Raw genomic sequence first — 17,060 nt, 5'->3', positions numbered from 1 at the left:
AAAACCGTTTATATTCAGGCATTTTTAACTTTGTTTAATGCCAAATATAAACGGTTCTTAAATAGTGGCGCAGCGGACGGGACTCGAACCCGCGACCCCCGGCGTGACAGGCCGGTATTCTAACCGACTGAACTACCGCTGCGCGATAAGTTACGACTTGGTGGATGCTGAGGGGTTCGAACCCCCGACCCTCGCCTTGTAAGGGCGATGCTCTCCCAGCTGAGCTAAGCATCCAACTACTTACGCTACGTTTAATTTCGTTTGCGTCATGTCGTTCGGTATGGCGTGCATTATAGAGATTTATTTTTGCTTGTCAAAACTTTTCTGCCCCATTTTAGTTCGTTTGCACAAAAAAAAATCAAATATAAACAATATCTTCCGTTTTGCTGAGTTTTTCTACAAATTTGTGTCATAAAACTTAGATAGACTAAAGTATTGCCTCATAAATATGCACAGAGGTATAAATAGGTACTAGGGCAAACAACTCAATCAAGTCTGTATTTCGCATACGAATACAACCATGCGATGCAGGTACACCCATCGGCTCTGTATCAGGCGTGCCGTGAATATAAATATATCGCTGCATCGTGTCGCACTGGCCTAAACGGTTTTTTCCTCGTTCACACCCTGATAACCACAGGATACGTGTTAAAATCCAATCTCGATTAGGATATTTTTCTGCTAATTCACTAGAGTAAATTTCCCCTGTTGGCCGTCTCGCTTTGAATACGGTATTTATCGCGTGATTAGCGCCAATTTTTGCACGAATAATGTGATGACCACGTGGCGTTTGTTCACTGCCCTTTTGTTCACCTACGCCTTTTTTGCCAGATGAAATAGGATAACAGCGTAATTGCAACTCATCCTGCCATAACACCAATTGCTGCCGTGTAATATCAACTTCAATCTTCAAAACTTCATCCTATGTTTCTGTTTGACTACTAATATGTTTACGATAATGGTCAATAATAATCTGAGCGGCTTCTTCGGCACTGTCAACCAGTGTTATCAGTGCCAAATCACTGTGATTGATACAACCTTTGGCTAAAACCTCTTGTTGCAACCAAGTCAATAAGCCTTGCCAATAGGTTTTACCAACCAATACTACTGGAAAAGGTTCACTTTTTTCTGTTTGAATCAAGGTGAGTGCTTCAAACATCTCATCCAGCGTACCATACCCACCTGGAAAAATGGCAAAAGCAATCGCATGTTTTAAGAACATAAACTTACGTACAAAAAAGTACCTAAAACTCAAACTAATATCTTGATACGGATTAGGCTTTTGTTCGTGAGGCAAAGTAATATTAAGACCAATCGATAAGCTGCCATTCTGATATGCCCCTTTATTAGCCGCCTCCATAATGCCAGGCCCGCCGCCAGTAATTACAGAAATACCCGCTTGAGACAATAAACGGCCTAATATTTCAGCTTGTCCGTAATAGGGATTATTTTCGGTTAAACGCGCACTGCCAAAGATATTGACAGCATGTTGGATTTTAACCAAATGCTCTATGCCATCAACAATCTCCGATTGAATACGTAACACGCGCCATGCTTCGGGCATTTTTTTATCAAACATAGCTAGACCTTATTTATTGTGAATATTGTTCAGCTTAGTCTAATAAAAAAGCCCCGTCTAATGGCGGGGCTTTTTATGTTATGAACGATTGCTTATTGGAATGGATGACGTAACACAATCGTTTCGTCACGGTCTGGGCCTGTAGAAATAATATCGACAGGACAACCCACGACTTCTTCAATACGTTTGATATAAGCACGGGCATTTGCAGGTAGGTCGGCTAAGGATTTTGCGCCTACTGTTGAACCTTCCCAGCCTGCCAATTCTTCATAAATAGGCTCAACATGAGCAAAAGATTCGGCATCCGAACTTAAACACTCGACACTATTGGGTTTGAGGGATTTGTAATCCACACAGATTTTAATGGTCTCTAGACCATCTAGTACGTCTAATTTTGTCAAACATAAGCCAGAAATCGAGTTAATTTCGACCGCACGACGTAAAACAACCGCATCAAACCAACCACAACGACGTTGACGACCTGTCGTTGCACCAAACTCATGACCTTTTACACCTAAATGTTTTCCAATTGCATCACCCACATCTTGTGCTGCGTTATAGGGTAATTCAGTTGGGAATGGGCCACTGCCAACACGTGTGGTATAGGCTTTTGTGATACCTAAAACGTAGTCTAAATACAGCGGGCCAAAACCTGAGCCAGTGCTCGTGCCACCTGCGGTTGTATTGGACGATGTCACAAAAGGATATGTACCGTGGTCAATATCCAATAAAGAACCTTGTGCACCTTCAAACATCAAGTCTTTACCTTCACGACGGAAGGCATGCAAGATACCAGAAACATCAGCAACCAAATCTTTAATTTGTTCGCCCCATGCTAAGGCATTATCTAAGGTTTGTTGAACATCAACAGGTTCAGCTTTGTAATAATGCTGTAATTGGAAGTTATGATAATCCATAACTTCGGCTAATTTTGCGGCAAAACCCTCCCCTCGAATCAAGTCCCCGACACGCAAACCACGACGTGCGGCTTTATCTTCGTAGGCTGGGCCAATGCCGCGCCCTGTCGTTCCAATGGCGGCTTTACCACGTGCCGCTTCGCGTGCTTTATCAATCGCACAGTGATAGGGCAAAATTAAAGGACAGTTTGCTGACACGCGTAGACGCTGACGCACAGGGACGCCTTTTGCACTCAAGGTATCAATTTCTTTTAATAAGGCATCAGGGGCTAACACCACACCATTACCAATCAAACACAATACCCCTTCACGTAAAATACCTGAAGGAATAAGATGTAGAACCGTTTTTTCACCGCCAACGACTAAGGTATGACCTGCGTTATGTCCGCCTTGGTAACGCACAACCGCTGCCGCATTATCGGTGAGTAAATCAACGATTTTGCCTTTACCTTCATCACCCCATTGAGTACCTAAGACAACAACATTCTTACCCATTTGTCTAAAACCTTATCAACAAAATATGTTCATTAAAAATCAATTTGCTTCTCAGCGTAGAGCAAATACTCATTAGTCGATTGACTGTTGTTGCCAGCCAGTCGCTGTCTTTACCAACTCTTGCTGGCAACCCAATTGCTTGGCAGTACTTTTATCGTCCGCTAGAGCCTGAATAACGACGTGTCCTTGTGCCCGTAATGCTTTTACTCGCGTGGTGAGTGCCGCATCTTGACAAGCAGGTGCAAAAATTTTAGGGCGAGTTGGACTATCGGGCTTAAAATCGACCAATGGTTTTAAGTCAGCACTAAATCCTGTCGCCGACCTCGCACGACCAAAGGCTTGACCAATATCATCGTAGCGCCCACCTTTGGCAATTTCTGCCGCTGAATTTGGCGTATAGGCTGCAAAGACTAAGCCCGTATGATAGTGATAACCACGTAATTCACTTAAATCAATGGATAACATCACATCAGGATGAGATTGTGTAATAAATGCAGCTACGGCGGCCAAATCGGCAAATGCCTGTTGAACTAACACAGGAACATTTTGGAGGCTTTCTTGTGCCTGAGACAAAATACTGACTTCACCAGATAACTGACCTAAGGCTAAAAACCATGATTTTTGCGGCCAATCTGCAACAAAAACGCGTAATTCAGGCAGGCTTTTGCGTTGATAAATATCAAATAATTGTGCTTCTACGTCTGAACTGAGTTGTGCTGCACGTGCTAATGCACGAAAAATACCGACATGACCTAAATCGAGGTGTAACTGATTGACACCCGCGGTTTTTAGCATGGTCAACATTAAATCGATGACTTCGATGTCGGCATCGACACCGCGATGACCATACAATTCTGCCCCAATTTGAATGGGTGCACGGCAAGTACTTAACCCTTGAGGGAGCGTATTTAAGACCGTACTACTGTAACAATAACGCGCAGTATGTTCACGTGGCAAACAATGCGCATCTAAACGAGCAACTTGTGGGGTAATGTCGGCACGTACGCCCATTAAACGCCCCGTTAGCTGGTCGGTAATTTTAAAAGTCATCAAGTCAAGGTCATGCCCTGAGCCTGTTAATAACGATTCGATATATTCTACTAACGGGGGAAATACGAGTTCATAACCCCAAGTGGCGAACAAATCTAATAGCTGACGACGTAAATTCTCTAAACGAATAGCATCTTCAGGCAATACATCTTGAATACCGTCAGGTAATAACCACGTTTCGGCACGCATAACCATGCTGTTGTTCACTCTTACACTCAAGACAGAGATGAATTGATAAAGTTCAGACAATGACTGACCCTTTACACCATCCCGTCGATGAAGTATGGAATCATATTATCGAAAGCCAAACGCAAATTTTCTTAATCTGTACTATAGACAAGTGCGAGTCTTGGCTTTCTAAAGATGATAGACACAAAAAAACCGAGTCAAAACTCGGCTGCACTATAATAACACTTTTATGACGTTTAGGCAGTTATTTTTAAGCACTCCGCCCTGCTCTCTGTGTAGATTGACAGCAATTACGCAGGGATGGCTAAGTGATTCAGTTGCTATTTGCACCTGTTATCACGCTTTGTCAACGTTTTACCTCACTCATTTACGTTTAATATCCCATTAATTAATTTTTATTTTTTGGTTTTTTACTTTTTTATTATTTATATTTTAGGGAGTGTATAAATCTAAGTAAAACACCAATGTACAAAGGTTGGTAGCCATAATGCGGTTAAGATACCGTTCAAACTCATGCCTAAAGCTGCAAACGCCCCCGCAACAGGACTGATTTGTAAGGCTCTTGCGGTGCCTACGCCGTGAGCCGCAATGCCTAATGCAAAGCCTTTAGCCATATCGTGTTTGACAAACTTTAATAAGGGTTCCGCAACTATTGCGCCTACTAAACCAGAAACAATCACGATGGCAGAAGCTAAAGCCAGTGGCGCATGTATTTTTTCTGCAATCCCCAACGCCATTGGGGTAGTGACTGCACGCGTTGCAAATGCCAATACGCTGGTGTGCGATAACTGACTCAATACCGCCAAGCCAAGTGCCACTCCCGCACCTAACACAGAACCTATCACTAACACCAACGATAAGGGTAAAGCGGCTGCTTTTAAGCGTGCTAAAGACTGATAGAGCGGCACAGCCAATGCAACAGTGGATGTCCCCAATAAAAAATGTATAAACTGGTTTGCCTGAAAATATTGCATATAGTCAACTTGTGCACAGACCAAGACACTGACTAATAGTGTTAACGAAATTAACATCGGTGGCACTAAGACGGGCTCTTTGCAACGTCGGTGCAACCAAAAACCTGCTTCATAACAAACAAGGGTAACAGTCATCCATAACAAAGGGGATTGTAGTAATGATTCCATAGTTAAACCTTTGTTTTTGATAAAAACTTATCCAATAGCCATGCACAACACACTAAGGGAATGAGGGTAGAAATAATCATCACCAAGATAATTTGTATCCCCTCTTCTTGTAAAAGTGGCCATAAGGTATAAATCCCTGCCGAAACAGGTAACAAGTAGAGCGCGAGATGTTGCAAAAATTTAGGGGTAAAAAAAGCCAGACTTTCGGGTACACGCCCATGCACGAGTAAGAAGCAAAATAGCAACAACATGCCCATGATATTACCCGATAACGGTAAATCTAAGGCTTTGACAGCTAATTCGCCTAACAATTGAAACAACAATAAAATAAAAATAGCTTGCATAAAATAAGAATGACCGCAAAGCGGCCATTCTATAAGCAGATGAGAGCGGAGTACAAGCGTGTTATTTATTGGGTTGACGCATATAACGCAAAAACTCACTGTCCCCTTTTAAGACCATGACATCGTTTGGCTTATTAAAGCTCTGACGGTAGGCTTGCATAGAGCGATAAAAACGATAGAACTCTGCATCTTTACCAAAGGCCGCCGCACTGATGGCAGCCGCTTGCGCGTCGCCTTCACCCCGTAAAATTTCTGCTTGGCGATACGCATCCGATAATAACACGCGTTGTTCACGGTCGGCGTCAGCCTGAATTTTTTCTGCTAACTCATTACCTTGTGAACGGTGCTCTCTGGCCTCGCGCTCACGCTCGGTACGCATACGATTATAAATAGACTCAGAAATTGTTTCTGGGAAGTCTACCCGCTTGACACGCACATCAACCACTTGAATACCAAACTCTTTTTGCGAGATTTGATTAGCTTCTGTGGTTAATTGCTGCATCATTTGGTCACGTTGCCCCGCCACCACTTCTTGTACGGTGCGTTCGGATACTTTATTTTTGAGGCTATCTTTGACACGCGTCATCAATAAAATTTCGGCTTTCTTAAAGTCGCCGCCTGTGACGGTATAGTATTTTTTGACGTCAATTATCTTCCATAATACATAGGCGTCGACAATCAAGAACTTATTTTCTTGAGTTAGGTATTCGGTACGTTCAGAATCGGTGACTTGTGTACGGGTATCAAATTTTTTGATTTCATGCATAAATGGCACTTTTAGGCCAATACCTGCACCAATATTGGATTCGATAATTTCACCAAACTGTACTAACACACCGCGCTGACTTTCGCGAATGGTATAGACTGAGCTAGATAACACGCTCAAGCCCAAAAACACGATACTTAATAATTGCATCATACGTGGTGTCATTTAATTACCCTCCGCACGACTAGGACGCTGACTGGGCATACGCACGCTCGGACTGCTGTCTGCAGCTTCATTAACGATGGTTGGTGGTAGTACCGCCGAATTTCCATTCACAATCTTATCTAAAGGCACATAAATCATATTGTTGCCATTATTTTCGATTAACACTTTATTGGTTTTAGCCAACACAGACTCCATCGTTTCTAAATACAAACGTTGGCGGGTGACTTGCGGCGACTTTTTATATTCAACCACTAACTGGTCAAAACGAGCGGCATCGCCTTTGGCACGATCAACCACTTCTTGTTTATAACCCTCTGCTTCGGCAACAATACGTGCTGCCTTACCACGCGCTTCTGGCACAATACCGTTAGCATAGGTTTCAGCTTGGTTTTTCAGACGTTCTTTATCTTCTTTCGCACGAATCACATCATCAAAAGCAGCCTTTACTTCTTTGGGTGGTAAGGCTTCTAAAATGTTTACCCCTGCGACTTGAATACCTGTCTGATAACGGTCTAAATAGGCTTGCAGACGGGGTTGAATGTCTCGGGCAAGTGTGGCTCGGCCTTCATTTAAGATTTGACTCATCTTTGCACCACCTACCACATGGCGTAAGGCGCTTTCGGTAGCGTGCAATAAGCTGGCTTCTGGATTAGCAACTTTTAATAAATAATCAACAGGTTGAATAATACGGTACTGTACGGTCAAACTAATCTCAACGATATTCGTATCCTCGGTAATCATACGGGCGTTGACAGGCACTTGCTCAATACGTTGAATATTGATTTTTTTAACTTCATCAATTAACGGGGGTGCCCAATGCAAACCCGCTGTTTGTGTGCTACTGAACTTTCCAAAACGTAACACAACGGCTTCCTCAGCCTGCTCTACTCGATAAAAGCCCATCATAAAAACTAAGGCGACAATGACCACACCCACAATTTTTAATGTTTGTAAGTCGGGGTCTCCACCTTGTTGGCCAAACCAACGGCTAAAACCTTGGTTAATTTTTTGTAAGGCTTCATCAATATCTGAGGGACGCTGGCCACCATTATTGGGGGGCTGACCGTTATTTGGCTGATTCCACGCCATAAAATTACTACCTTAATGACCACGGGGCTGGGATATATACAATGACATTTTTTGCTGTCTGTCGATTAAACAGGCGCGTACGTTTTATCAAGTCTGTTGATATTTTGTGTGTTAAGCACAATCAAAAGGTCATGAACCTACATTTAACTATCGGAATGACTAAAATACATCCGTTTCAGTCGGCCAGTCTAAGCCCACACTGCTAGGATGTATTTTTAAGCGACCGAGAGTCATGGCTAAATCAACACGTGATAAACGCACAATCAGTGTCATGGTTCCGTCGTCGGCACAGTGCTCCGACTGGACACACGTCATGTCATATAATTGCGCACGCAATTTTGCCTGTTGCGGTAACAGTTGTAGATGAAAGGTTTGTAAATCATCGACCAATAATTGAGCAATCGCATCTGACAGGAGTGAAATGCCAAGCCCTTCGCGAGCAGATAACCAAACAGCGGTTGGCATATTATCATCATCACAGTCTATACGTGGCTCATGGGTTTCTAAACAATCAATTTTGTTATAAACCATTAAAATACGCGTCGTACTGCCAATCTCTTGTAGCACTTCGTTGACAGCAGCAATTTGTTGCTCACGCTCTGGACTGGCAGCATCTACGACATGTAACAGTAAATCTGCTTCCAGTGTTTCTTCGAGTGTTGCTCTAAAGGCTTCCACGAGTTGATGCGGTAAATGCCGAATAAAACCCACTGTATCCGCCAAAACAACTGTCCCCAAACTGGTTAAGTCTATACGACGTAAGGTGGGGTCTAAGGTGGCAAATAACTGGTCTGCGGCATAAACTTCTGCTTGCGTGATACGATTAAACAAGGTCGACTTGCCTGCGTTGGTATAACCCACCAAAGAAATGGTGGGAATGGCTGCTTTTTGCCGTGCGGCACGGCCTTGATGACGTGTTTGACGAACCTTTTCTAAACGCTCTGTCAGCATCACAACCCGATTTTTTAATAAGCGACGGTCGGTTTCTAGCTGGGTTTCACCAGGCCCGCGTAAACCAATACCTCCTTTTTGGCGTTCTAAGTGCGTCCAACCGCGCACCAAACGGGAACTTAAGTGTTTAAGTTGTGCCAATTCAACTTGCAAATTGCCTTCAAAGGTACGCGCACGCTGAGCAAAAATATCTAAAATCAGCCCTGTTCTATCCAAGACTCGACATTCTAACGCACGCTCTAAATTTCTTTCTTGCGCTGGACTGAGCGCATGATTAAATAATACCAGCTCGGCTTCTGTGGCTTTGACGAGTTGTGCGATTTCGTCAACCTTACCTGTGCCCGCATAAAACTTGGCATCGGGTCGTTGGCGTGTGCCCGTGACTATACCTAATATTTGTGCGCCCGCAGAACTGGCCAGTAGTTGAAACTCATTAAAATCTTCATCTTGCAACTGCTGTTGCTTTAATTCTAGATGGACTAATATGGCTTTTTCGCCACCTTGATGTCGTTCAAAAAATTCCACACTACACTCTTCTTATCGATACAGAAATTAAGCGGACAGGATTGGCTATCACCCATGTCTCGGCATATTTAGCATAGTACCATATTATTGAAAGTAGAGGCTGACTCAACCCGTATCACCTGCACGTCGCCCACAATTACGACAGCTTCGGGTTAGAAGACTTGGCTCTCGTTTGCCGACAAATACATAACGACAAACAGGACAACGCACTTTTCGTAAAACTAAAATGAGTACACCACAAGACACCAACAAAGCAGCGAGTAATACTGTCATCACATTCCCTGAATGTGCTGGGAGGCTGTATAGGTCTAATATTGCCCCAAATAAAATGACCGCTAAAACACTACTTAAACTCAGGCAGGCTTTATAGGTGTGTTGTATCCATAAAATATGACGAATTGTCATTCCACACAGCTCCTAAATTGAGGCAAAAAGAGTTTTATTTTTTATTTTTATTGGTCTTATCTTCCTAGCAAACGACATATCCCCCATGATAACTAAGGTAGATTTTTGCCGTAATTACTAAAAAAAAGCTATCTATTATATAAAACTCATCGCTCTTTTGTCTTGAAAATTTGCATCCAGTCTGTAAATAGCGCATAAAAATATGCGGTTAGAACAAAGAGCCGTGGGTATTTTGACTCTTAAAATGCCTAATTAACTGGCCAAAATTCGCTGAAATTAGACAGCAACACTCCCTAAATGTTGTAAAAATACGTCATAATCTTTGACTTACCGACCTTGAAGATTTGTTATGACCATTATTATTGGTATTGACCCTGGCTCTCGTTTGACAGGCTATGGCATTATTGAGAAAAAAGGCAATAAATGTTTTTTTCTAGACGCAGGCACCATCAGAACCGAAAGTGATGAAATGCCTATCCGCTTAAAACGTATATATGAAGGCCTCAAACGAATTATTGATTTTTATCAACCTACAGAAGCAGGTGTAGAAAAAGTTTTTTTAGCACACAATGTCGATACTGCACTTAAACTCGGCCAAGCTCGCGGTGCGGCTGTCACTGCTTTAGTCACACACAATATCAGTGTCGCCGAATATACAGCACGGCAAATCAAACAATCCGTCGTGGGTTTTGGTGCTGCCGAAAAAGAACAAGTTCAGCAAATGGTCACCCGTTTATTAAATATTCCTGTGATTCCCCAAGCAGACGCAGCAGATGCATTGGCAGCGGCTATTTGTCATGCGCATACTTCACAAACCCTACTCAAACTGGGTCATGCGAGTTTACGTGGTCGTTTACGTTAATTTGAGGCAGCTATTATGTTTAATTTTGATTTCTATAACCCAACACGGGTGTTATTTGGTCAAGGCCGTATTAAGGACATAGACCGCCGCATTCCTGCGGACGCCCGCGTGATGGTGTTATATGGTGGCGGCAGTATTAAAACCAACGGGACACTTTCTGAAGTCTTAACTGCCTTAGGGACACGGCATGTGATTGAATTTGGCGGTATTGAACCCAATCCAAGCTACGAAACATTAATACAGGCCGTGAGCCTCGCCAAACAACATAATATTAATTTCTTACTGGCTGTTGGTGGTGGCTCGGTGATTGATGGCAGTAAGTTTGTCGCTGCGGCAAGCTGTTATCAGGGCGAGGCCACTGAGATTTTACAGTCACGCGGTAGCAAAATTAAACAGGCACTGCCTTTAGGTGTGGTATTAACCCTTTCAGCGACGGGTTCAGAAATGAACAGTGCTGCCGTTATTACCCAAAAAGCCATCAAAACAAAATCAGCTTTTTTTAGTGAGCGTGTTTTTCCTGCCTTTGCCGTGTTAGACCCCACTAAAACCTACACGCTATCTAAACATCAAATTGCAAATGGTGTTGTTGATGCCTTTGTTCATATCACCGAACAATATCTGACCTACTCCGTCAATGGTTTAGTACAAGACCGTTTTGCCGAAGGCTTATTACAAACACTCTTAGAGATTGGTGAAACAGCACTTGCCGAGCCTGAAAATTATGACTTACGCAGCAATTTGATGTGGGTCGCGACCATGGCGCTGAATGGTTTGATTGGTGCAGGTGTGCCTCAAGACTGGTCAACACACGGCATAGGGCACGAATTAACCGCCTTATATGATATTGACCATGCACGTACGTTAGCAATTGTATTACCCGCCATGCTCATGGAAAGAAAAGAACAAAAACATGCCAAATTACTACAATACGCACAGCGCGTTTGGAATATTCATGAGGGTGATGACACGGAGCGCGTCATACAAGCCGTTGAAAAAACACGACTTTTTTTTGAACGTCTTGGCGTACCAACACGCTTATCCGCTTATGGCGTCACTGACATTCAGCCCATTTTAAGCCAATTAGCCAACCATCAATTAACGGCACTTGGCGAACATCGGGATATCAATTTAGCTGTGAGTGAACGTGTATTATTAAATTGTTTATAAAAATCATTAGGAAGTCTTATGATTGGTCGTCTTAAAGGGCGTGTGATTGAAAAAAATGCCCCACAAATTATTTTAGATGTACAAGGTGTAGGCTATGAAGTTGAAACGCCACTGCCTACATTTTGCCGTTTAATATTAGGTGAAGAAGCGATTATCTGGACACATTTGGTTGTCCGTGAAGATGCACATTTATTGTTTGGTTTTAGCGATAAAGAAGAACGTGCGCTATTTCGCTTACTGCTTAAAGTCAGCGGTGTTGGCCCTAAACTGGCATTGGGACTATTGTCAGGGATGGAGCCAATGGCGTTTTTACGTTGTATTGAAGCGGAAGATATTTCTACCCTAACCAAAATTCCTGGTGTAGGCAAAAAAACGGCCGAACGCTTATTGATTGAATTGCGAGACCGTATTAAGGAGCTCACCCCTCATAGCGCAACACCAACCGAACGTTTAACGTTGACTAGCCCACTATCGCCTGTTGCAGAGGCCGAACAAGCGTTAATGGCCTTAGGTTATAAACCTCAAGAAGCACAAAAAGCGGTCGCCTTAGTAAAGGGACAACATCAAGACACAGCCAGCCTCATTCGCGCAGCACTCAAAGCGATGGTGAAATCATAACCCAGATTTTGCAGCCTCTAATCCCTCAACATGCTTGAGGGATTTTATCGACCGCGCCAAAATAATTTATCTAAATCGGTCATGCTAAATTGTTTCCATGTAGGGCGACCATGATTACATTGGCCACTAAAGGCGGTGACTTCCATGTCACGCAATAAAGCGTTCATTTCTGGCAATGACAAGGCTCTATTTGCACGTACTGCACCATGACAGGCCATGGTGCCAAATAATTCATTTATCGCCTCTTCGACCCGCTGTGATTGGCCATGCGTCTTAACATCGGCCAATATATCGCGGATTAAAGCGGTCAAATCTGCTTTTACCAATAAAGCAGGCACGGCTCTAACCGCCAAACTTTCTTCACCCATACGGTCTAACTCTAAACCTAATTGTTTGAACCACTGCTGTGCAGGTTCGACCAACTCTGCTTCTGCTCGACTGACCGCAATTGTTTGCGCTAATAGTAAAGGTTGTGACGCTAAACGACCTGTTTGCCACGCAAGTTTTAAGCGCTCGTATAACAAACGCTCATGCGCCGCATGCATATCAACAATAATCAGACCTTGTGCATTTTGAGCTAAAATATAGACACCGTGAAGTTGTGCTAAGGCATAACCTAAAGGGGGCATATCAGGTAAAGTTGATGCCAACTCCACAGGCGTTACCTCCCGTAATGGCGCTAAATAAGCTGCTAAGTTCTCCTGTACGATAGGCGTGCCCGCTTGCTTTATGGGATAGCTTTGGTACGAATGTAATGAGCCATTTGTTAAAGTCAATGGCGTTTGCTGTGTGGGGACGGTGGGATTTGTGCCTTGTAAATACGGACTTGATGTCATTTGCGCTGTGGCTTCCGACTCAGGGTATGCCGTTGTGTGTAATGCCGATAAAGCACGATGAATATGGCGCGCCAAAAACTCATGTACAGCACGCTGTTCTCGAAAACGGACTTCATGTTTGGTCGGATGCACATTGACATCGACTGCCGCAGGGTCAATCTCTAAAAATAAGACAAACGCGGGATGACGATTAGGTGCTAATACATCGCGATAGGCGGTACGAATCGCATGGTTTACTACTTTGTCTCTTACCACACGGCCATTGACATAAAAATACTGCATATCCGCTTGGCTACGTGCCATACTCGGACGCCCCAACCAACCATACAATTGTAAGCCTGATAATGACACATCAACAGGTATAGCGTCTTCGACAAAACTCTGACCACATAAGGTACTGACACGCCGTAATTTGTCTAAATCAGACGGTGCAGGCTTAAAATGCCAACGCTTATTGCCATTATGTTGTAAATTAATGCCTACATCAAAGTTTGCCAAACTTAGCCGTCTCACGACTTCTTCAATATGACTAAATTCTGTAGGAGCTGACTTAAGAAACTTCCGACGCGCAGGCGTATTAAAAAAAATATCCCGCACCGTGACGGTGGTACCACGTGCATGATGCGCAGGACTCACTGAGGCGGTCATGTCTCTGCCTTCCGTTTGTACACACCAACCGATACCGCTATCAAGCTGACTTGACGTCAGACTCAGACGAGAAACAGAGGCTATCGAGGCCAATGCTTCCCCCCTAAAGCCCAAACTAGCAACTGCATCTAAATCTTCTAGTTTTTTAATTTTACTGGTGGCATGGCGCGCAAGTGCTAAAGCTAAATCGTCAGGGTGAATCCCAATGCCATTATCACGGATTTGCAGTAAACGAATACCCCCTTCTTCCACAGTGATATCAATTTGTGTCGCTCCTGCATCAATCGCATTTTCTAATAGTTCTTTAACAACCGATGCTGGTCGCTCAACCACCTCACCTGCGGCAATTTGGTTAGCTAACTGAACATCTAAGCGGTTGATACGTGCAAGCGTCATGGTGTAGGAATCTTCAACAAACTATCTAGTTTGACATTATCATCTTTTAACTGATTAAACTCACGTAGCGTATTGACTGAAACGCCATACTTTGTCGCTATAGAGGATAGACTATCCCCCACTTTTACTTTATGAACCTTCGCTTTGCTATCGCTTGCTGTTTGTTTAGCTTTGTCAGCTTTGTCAGCTTTGTCAGCTAAAGTTTTCTCATTTTTGCCTTTAGGTAAAGTCTTTTCTTCTATAATGGCAACATTCGCTATTTTTTTCTCAGTCTTCGCTTCAACCTGTGATAATTTTTTACTGACTTCAGGTGCTGTTAGGTCTAAGGTTGTTCCCAACACGGCTTGGTCAGTTTTAAGATTATTCCACAACTTTAGCTCACTTACGCTCACTTGATAACGACTAGCAATAGCAGACAGCGTATCCCCTTCCCTAACTTTGTGTTTTGTAGGCTTACTATTCTCTTTGGGCGACGGGGCTACTTTTTTAGACTCTGATTTAGATTTTTGAACAACACTACCCTCCATAAATTCGTCTAAGGAAGAAGGTAAGGTAGCAACTACCGTCTTCGCCTGAGTATTTTTGGGTTCTGCTGGATTTATCATCGGCTTTACTGTAATTGCTTGTTCTTTTTTCTTATCTTCTATCGCCGTATTGTCTTTTATCTCAGGGACGGATGTCGTTAGATGTTGCACTGGTGTCGTTTTAGTTGCGCTTTTATCTTCTTTCATTAAAGCCAACATATCTACTTGCTTGATTTGATGTGCAGGTGCGTCCAGTAATTTTGCAGGATTATGACTTGCTTTAGTATCCACACTGGTAGGAGCTACCGCTTGCATCACAGCTAAGCTGGGTTTACCGCCTTTTTGCTCTTTATTCCATGCAAAATAGGAGCGCGGAATAGGGTATTTGCGAACATATTTGACAATGCCATTAAAAACAGCCGATGCCATTTGTTGTTGATATGCAGGATTAATGAGCTTGGCTTCTTCTTCTGGATTAGAAATAAACCCCGTTTCTACCAATACCGAAATCATGCCAGCTTCTTTCAATACGGCAAAACCAGCTTGTTCTACCCGTTTAGAATGCAGCTTGGTCAAATCCCCCATTTCGGCTAAAATTAAGCTTCCCATATTCAAGCCATGTGTCATCGTGCCTTCAACGACCATATCGGCCAAAATATTCGTGAGTTGATTGTCTTTAATATTACTATTATCAACACCACCAATTAAGTCCGATTTGTTTTCGCGGTCAGCTAAGGCTTGCGCAAACCGTGATGTCGCTGCATTTGCTCCTTTACGCGACAATGCAAACACTGACGCACCACGAGCCAAAGGCGACAACGCGGCATCCGCATGAATACTGACAAAAATATCTGCTTTATAACGATGACGAGCTATCTTTCGACGCTCTTGTAAGGGAATAAAATAGTCATCATCACGGGTTAAATACGCCTTAAAACCCGTCTGGCTACGCAACAAGGCGACCAGTTTTTTGGCAATGGACAAGGTGACATGCTTTTCATAATTGCCATTTGCGCCAATCGCACCAGAATCTTCACCCCCGTGCCCTGCATCGACAACAACAACAACAGAACGGCCATTATTGGTGGTGAGTTCTTCGGGCTCTGGTGGAGAAACCGCTTGTATTGTGATTTTATCGTATAAATCAATCACTAAACGTGGACTATATTTATCATTCGCGGGCAATTCGAAGATATGTGGCCGCACTTCTGCCATCAAATTAATAGTAATGATTTGTTTTTTATCATTTTTCTCAAACAAGATACTGTCAACCAAACCCACGCGAGAGGGTAAATTCATCGTAGAAACGGCTAAATCGGTATTTTCTAGCTCGATTATTAGCTGCTTGTTATTGATACTGAGCTGACGATAACGTGTTTTTTCTGATAAATCTAACACAAGACGCGTATTATCAGGCGCGCGCCATGAACGCACCGCCGTAATGGTTGCTGCCAACGAAACATTGAGCCAACCCATCAAAAATACTATAAAAATAACGAATTTAAGTTTCATGCGCATAACTGTTGTAGTATCTGTTGGCCTTTTAACGAATGGGCAGTCAAACAAAGCTGACGACCTTGAGTCAGCATCTTAATATCAATACGGATGTCAGGCTCTGGCAATAACGGCTGACCTTTCGTTGGCCACTCTATAAGCACAATACTGGTATCATGAAAATAGTCGCGAATACCCAATAATTCGAGTTCTTCTGGGTCGACTAGGCGATATAAATCAAAATGATAAATAATAAAGGTCTCAAACTCATAGGGCTCAACTAAGGTGTAAGTGGGGCTTTTGACCTTACCTTGATAACCAAATCCTGTCAAAATACCACGGCTTAAGGTCGTCTTACCCGCCCCTAAATCGCCTGTTAAATAAATAACCAGACGAGGCAACACGAATTTGGCTAAAGCTGCCCCCAATTTTAATTGCTCTTGCTCTGTGGCAACCAAAATATTCCAACAATTTTCTATCACAATTCGGACTCTTAATCAGGCTTATCTAACGATATAAATAGTTCTGAACAAGGGTATCAACATTCAAGAGAAATCTGAGGCTAGACATATAAGCAACTCGATACGTGATGCTGATAAACTCGTGCTTTTACTACACGCAAATCTGACATATTTGCCGCGTACACCTTAACATGAATTATAAGCATCTGCCGCTAGGAATTGCCAAACAATAGCAAAAGTGTATAGATTAAGGTCTATAGAGGGGTTGTGTGCGACTTACGTGGTAGGTCAAATAGCTCAGGCTAGATAAAAAACACTGCTTATTATAGTTGGATTACGCTGTGTAATGGTCAAGAGAAACAGGACAGTTATTTAGGCAGCTTGTCTTAAAAAATCACGTTCAAATATTAATGGTGATTTATAACCTAGCGTTGAAT

Annotated in this window: 16 protein-coding genes and 2 tRNA genes; 3 read left to right on the top strand and 15 right to left on the bottom strand. The window is 43.0% G+C overall.

Annotation, left to right across the window (positions count from 1 at the left end):
* Nucleotides 1-65: 65 nt before the first annotated feature.
* From C8N29_RS09260 to C8N29_RS09205, 12 genes are all read right to left on the bottom strand, one after another.
* Nucleotides 66-142, bottom strand: a tRNA-Asp gene (locus C8N29_RS09260).
* Between the two features lie 16 nt (nucleotides 143-158).
* A tRNA-Val gene (locus tag C8N29_RS09255) sits at nucleotides 159-234 on the bottom strand.
* A gap of 193 nt (nucleotides 235-427) precedes the next feature.
* Nucleotides 428-913 carry a L,D-transpeptidase gene (locus C8N29_RS09250; RefSeq protein ID WP_107865782.1) on the bottom strand — a complete coding sequence of 162 codons (486 nt, stop codon included), beginning with the start codon at nucleotides 911-913 and terminating at the stop codon, nucleotides 428-430.
* Nucleotides 914-922: 9 nt separating this feature from the next.
* A complete protein-coding gene (locus tag C8N29_RS09245) occupies nucleotides 923-1,579 on the bottom strand; it encodes an LOG family protein (RefSeq protein ID WP_107865781.1) in 657 nt (218 codons plus the stop codon).
* Nucleotides 1,580-1,671: 92 nt separating this feature from the next.
* A complete protein-coding gene (locus tag C8N29_RS09240) occupies nucleotides 1,672-2,991 on the bottom strand; it encodes an adenylosuccinate synthase (RefSeq protein ID WP_107865780.1) in 1,320 nt (439 codons plus the stop codon).
* A gap of 72 nt (nucleotides 2,992-3,063) precedes the next feature.
* Nucleotides 3,064-4,236, bottom strand: coding sequence for an ATP phosphoribosyltransferase regulatory subunit (locus C8N29_RS09235; protein WP_107865779.1), 1,173 nt, complete (start codon nucleotides 4,234-4,236; stop codon nucleotides 3,064-3,066).
* 443 nt (nucleotides 4,237-4,679) lie between these two features.
* Nucleotides 4,680-5,372, bottom strand: a complete 693-nt coding sequence (locus C8N29_RS09230) for an LrgB family protein (RefSeq protein ID WP_107865778.1) — start codon at nucleotides 5,370-5,372, stop codon at nucleotides 4,680-4,682.
* A gap of 2 nt (nucleotides 5,373-5,374) precedes the next feature.
* Entirely contained in the window at nucleotides 5,375-5,716 is a 342-nt protein-coding gene (locus tag C8N29_RS09225) for a CidA/LrgA family protein (protein WP_107865777.1), read from the bottom strand.
* A gap of 61 nt (nucleotides 5,717-5,777) precedes the next feature.
* Nucleotides 5,778-6,647 (bottom strand): protease modulator HflC, encoded by an 870-nt coding sequence (gene hflC, locus C8N29_RS09220; RefSeq protein WP_107865776.1) that lies wholly within the window; start codon nucleotides 6,645-6,647, stop codon nucleotides 5,778-5,780.
* Complete coding sequence (gene hflK / locus C8N29_RS09215) at nucleotides 6,648-7,736, bottom strand: FtsH protease activity modulator HflK (protein ID WP_107865775.1); 1,089 nt, start codon at nucleotides 7,734-7,736, stop codon at nucleotides 6,648-6,650.
* A 159-nt stretch (nucleotides 7,737-7,895) separates the two neighbouring features.
* The gene (hflX, locus tag C8N29_RS09210) at nucleotides 7,896-9,212 is read right to left on the bottom strand and encodes a ribosome rescue GTPase HflX (RefSeq protein ID WP_107865774.1); all 1,317 of its coding nucleotides are present in this window, start codon (nucleotides 9,210-9,212) and stop codon (nucleotides 7,896-7,898) included.
* Between the two features lie 105 nt (nucleotides 9,213-9,317).
* Nucleotides 9,318-9,617 carry a hypothetical protein gene (locus C8N29_RS09205; protein WP_107865773.1) on the bottom strand — a complete coding sequence of 100 codons (300 nt, stop codon included), beginning with the start codon at nucleotides 9,615-9,617 and terminating at the stop codon, nucleotides 9,318-9,320.
* A 349-nt stretch (nucleotides 9,618-9,966) separates the two neighbouring features.
* On the opposite strand from C8N29_RS09205, the gene ruvC reads away from it, so the two are divergent.
* Genes ruvC through ruvA form a run of 3 tightly spaced genes read left to right on the top strand, consistent with a single transcriptional unit; the run spans nucleotide 9,967 to nucleotide 12,264 of the window.
* Nucleotides 9,967-10,479, top strand: a complete 513-nt coding sequence (gene ruvC / locus C8N29_RS09200; RefSeq protein ID WP_107865772.1) for a crossover junction endodeoxyribonuclease RuvC — start codon at nucleotides 9,967-9,969, stop codon at nucleotides 10,477-10,479.
* Between the two features lie 15 nt (nucleotides 10,480-10,494).
* The gene (locus tag C8N29_RS09195; protein WP_107865771.1) at nucleotides 10,495-11,646 is read left to right on the top strand and encodes an iron-containing alcohol dehydrogenase; all 1,152 of its coding nucleotides are present in this window, start codon (nucleotides 10,495-10,497) and stop codon (nucleotides 11,644-11,646) included.
* Between the two features lie 18 nt (nucleotides 11,647-11,664).
* Nucleotides 11,665-12,264, top strand: a complete 600-nt coding sequence (gene ruvA, locus C8N29_RS09190) for a Holliday junction branch migration protein RuvA (RefSeq protein ID WP_107865770.1) — start codon at nucleotides 11,665-11,667, stop codon at nucleotides 12,262-12,264.
* A 44-nt stretch (nucleotides 12,265-12,308) separates the two neighbouring features.
* Here the strand turns inward: ruvA and mutL are convergent, their stop codons facing one another.
* From mutL to tsaE, 3 genes are read right to left on the bottom strand one after another with little or no spacing between them, the layout of a single operon-like run.
* Complete coding sequence (gene mutL, locus C8N29_RS09185; RefSeq protein WP_107865769.1) at nucleotides 12,309-14,144, bottom strand: DNA mismatch repair endonuclease MutL; 1,836 nt, start codon at nucleotides 14,142-14,144, stop codon at nucleotides 12,309-12,311.
* Nucleotides 14,141-16,180: an N-acetylmuramoyl-L-alanine amidase gene (locus tag C8N29_RS09180; RefSeq protein WP_170106947.1), complete on the bottom strand. Its 2,040-nt coding sequence runs from the start codon at nucleotides 16,178-16,180 to the stop codon at nucleotides 14,141-14,143. Before C8N29_RS09180 ends, mutL begins: the two co-directional genes overlap by 4 nt.
* A complete protein-coding gene (gene tsaE, locus C8N29_RS09175) occupies nucleotides 16,177-16,641 on the bottom strand; it encodes a tRNA (adenosine(37)-N6)-threonylcarbamoyltransferase complex ATPase subunit type 1 TsaE (protein WP_420836660.1) in 465 nt (154 codons plus the stop codon). Before tsaE ends, C8N29_RS09180 begins: the two co-directional genes overlap by 4 nt.
* Nucleotides 16,642-17,060: the final 419 nt, after the last annotated feature.

Source organism: Agitococcus lubricus (genome assembly GCF_003051055.1).
Lineage (GTDB): Bacteria > Pseudomonadota > Gammaproteobacteria > Pseudomonadales > Moraxellaceae > Agitococcus > Agitococcus lubricus.
The sequence above is the reverse complement of the archived record's forward strand: the minus strand, read 5'-3'. Positions and strand labels throughout refer to the sequence as shown.

Bases quoted from the DNA above. Each gene is read 5' to 3' on its own strand.
- C8N29_RS09230 (WP_107865778.1), bottom strand. From the start codon at position 5,372: ATGGAATCATTACTACAATCCCCTTTGTTATGGATGACTGTTACCCTT.
- C8N29_RS09245 (WP_107865781.1), bottom strand. From the start codon at position 1,579: ATGTTTGATAAAAAAATGCCCGAAGCATGGCGCGTGTTACGTATTCAA.
- C8N29_RS09225 (WP_107865777.1), bottom strand. From the start codon at position 5,716: ATGCAAGCTATTTTTATTTTATTGTTGTTTCAATTGTTAGGCGAATTA.
- C8N29_RS09205 (WP_107865773.1), bottom strand. From the start codon at position 9,617: ATGACAATTCGTCATATTTTATGGATACAACACACCTATAAAGCCTGC.
- C8N29_RS09180 (WP_170106947.1), bottom strand. From the start codon at position 16,180: ATGAAACTTAAATTCGTTATTTTTATAGTATTTTTGATGGGTTGGCTC.
- C8N29_RS09235 (WP_107865779.1), bottom strand. From the start codon at position 4,236: ATGGTTATGCGTGCCGAAACGTGGTTATTACCTGACGGTATTCAAGAT.
- mutL (WP_107865769.1), bottom strand. From the start codon at position 14,144: ATGACGCTTGCACGTATCAACCGCTTAGATGTTCAGTTAGCTAACCAA.
- hflK (WP_107865775.1), bottom strand. From the start codon at position 7,736: ATGGCGTGGAATCAGCCAAATAACGGTCAGCCCCCCAATAATGGTGGC.
- ruvC (WP_107865772.1), top strand. From the start codon at position 9,967: ATGACCATTATTATTGGTATTGACCCTGGCTCTCGTTTGACAGGCTAT.
- C8N29_RS09240 (WP_107865780.1), bottom strand. From the start codon at position 2,991: ATGGGTAAGAATGTTGTTGTCTTAGGTACTCAATGGGGTGATGAAGGT.
- ruvA (WP_107865770.1), top strand. From the start codon at position 11,665: ATGATTGGTCGTCTTAAAGGGCGTGTGATTGAAAAAAATGCCCCACAA.
- C8N29_RS09195 (WP_107865771.1), top strand. From the start codon at position 10,495: ATGTTTAATTTTGATTTCTATAACCCAACACGGGTGTTATTTGGTCAA.
- hflC (WP_107865776.1), bottom strand. From the start codon at position 6,647: ATGACACCACGTATGATGCAATTATTAAGTATCGTGTTTTTGGGCTTG.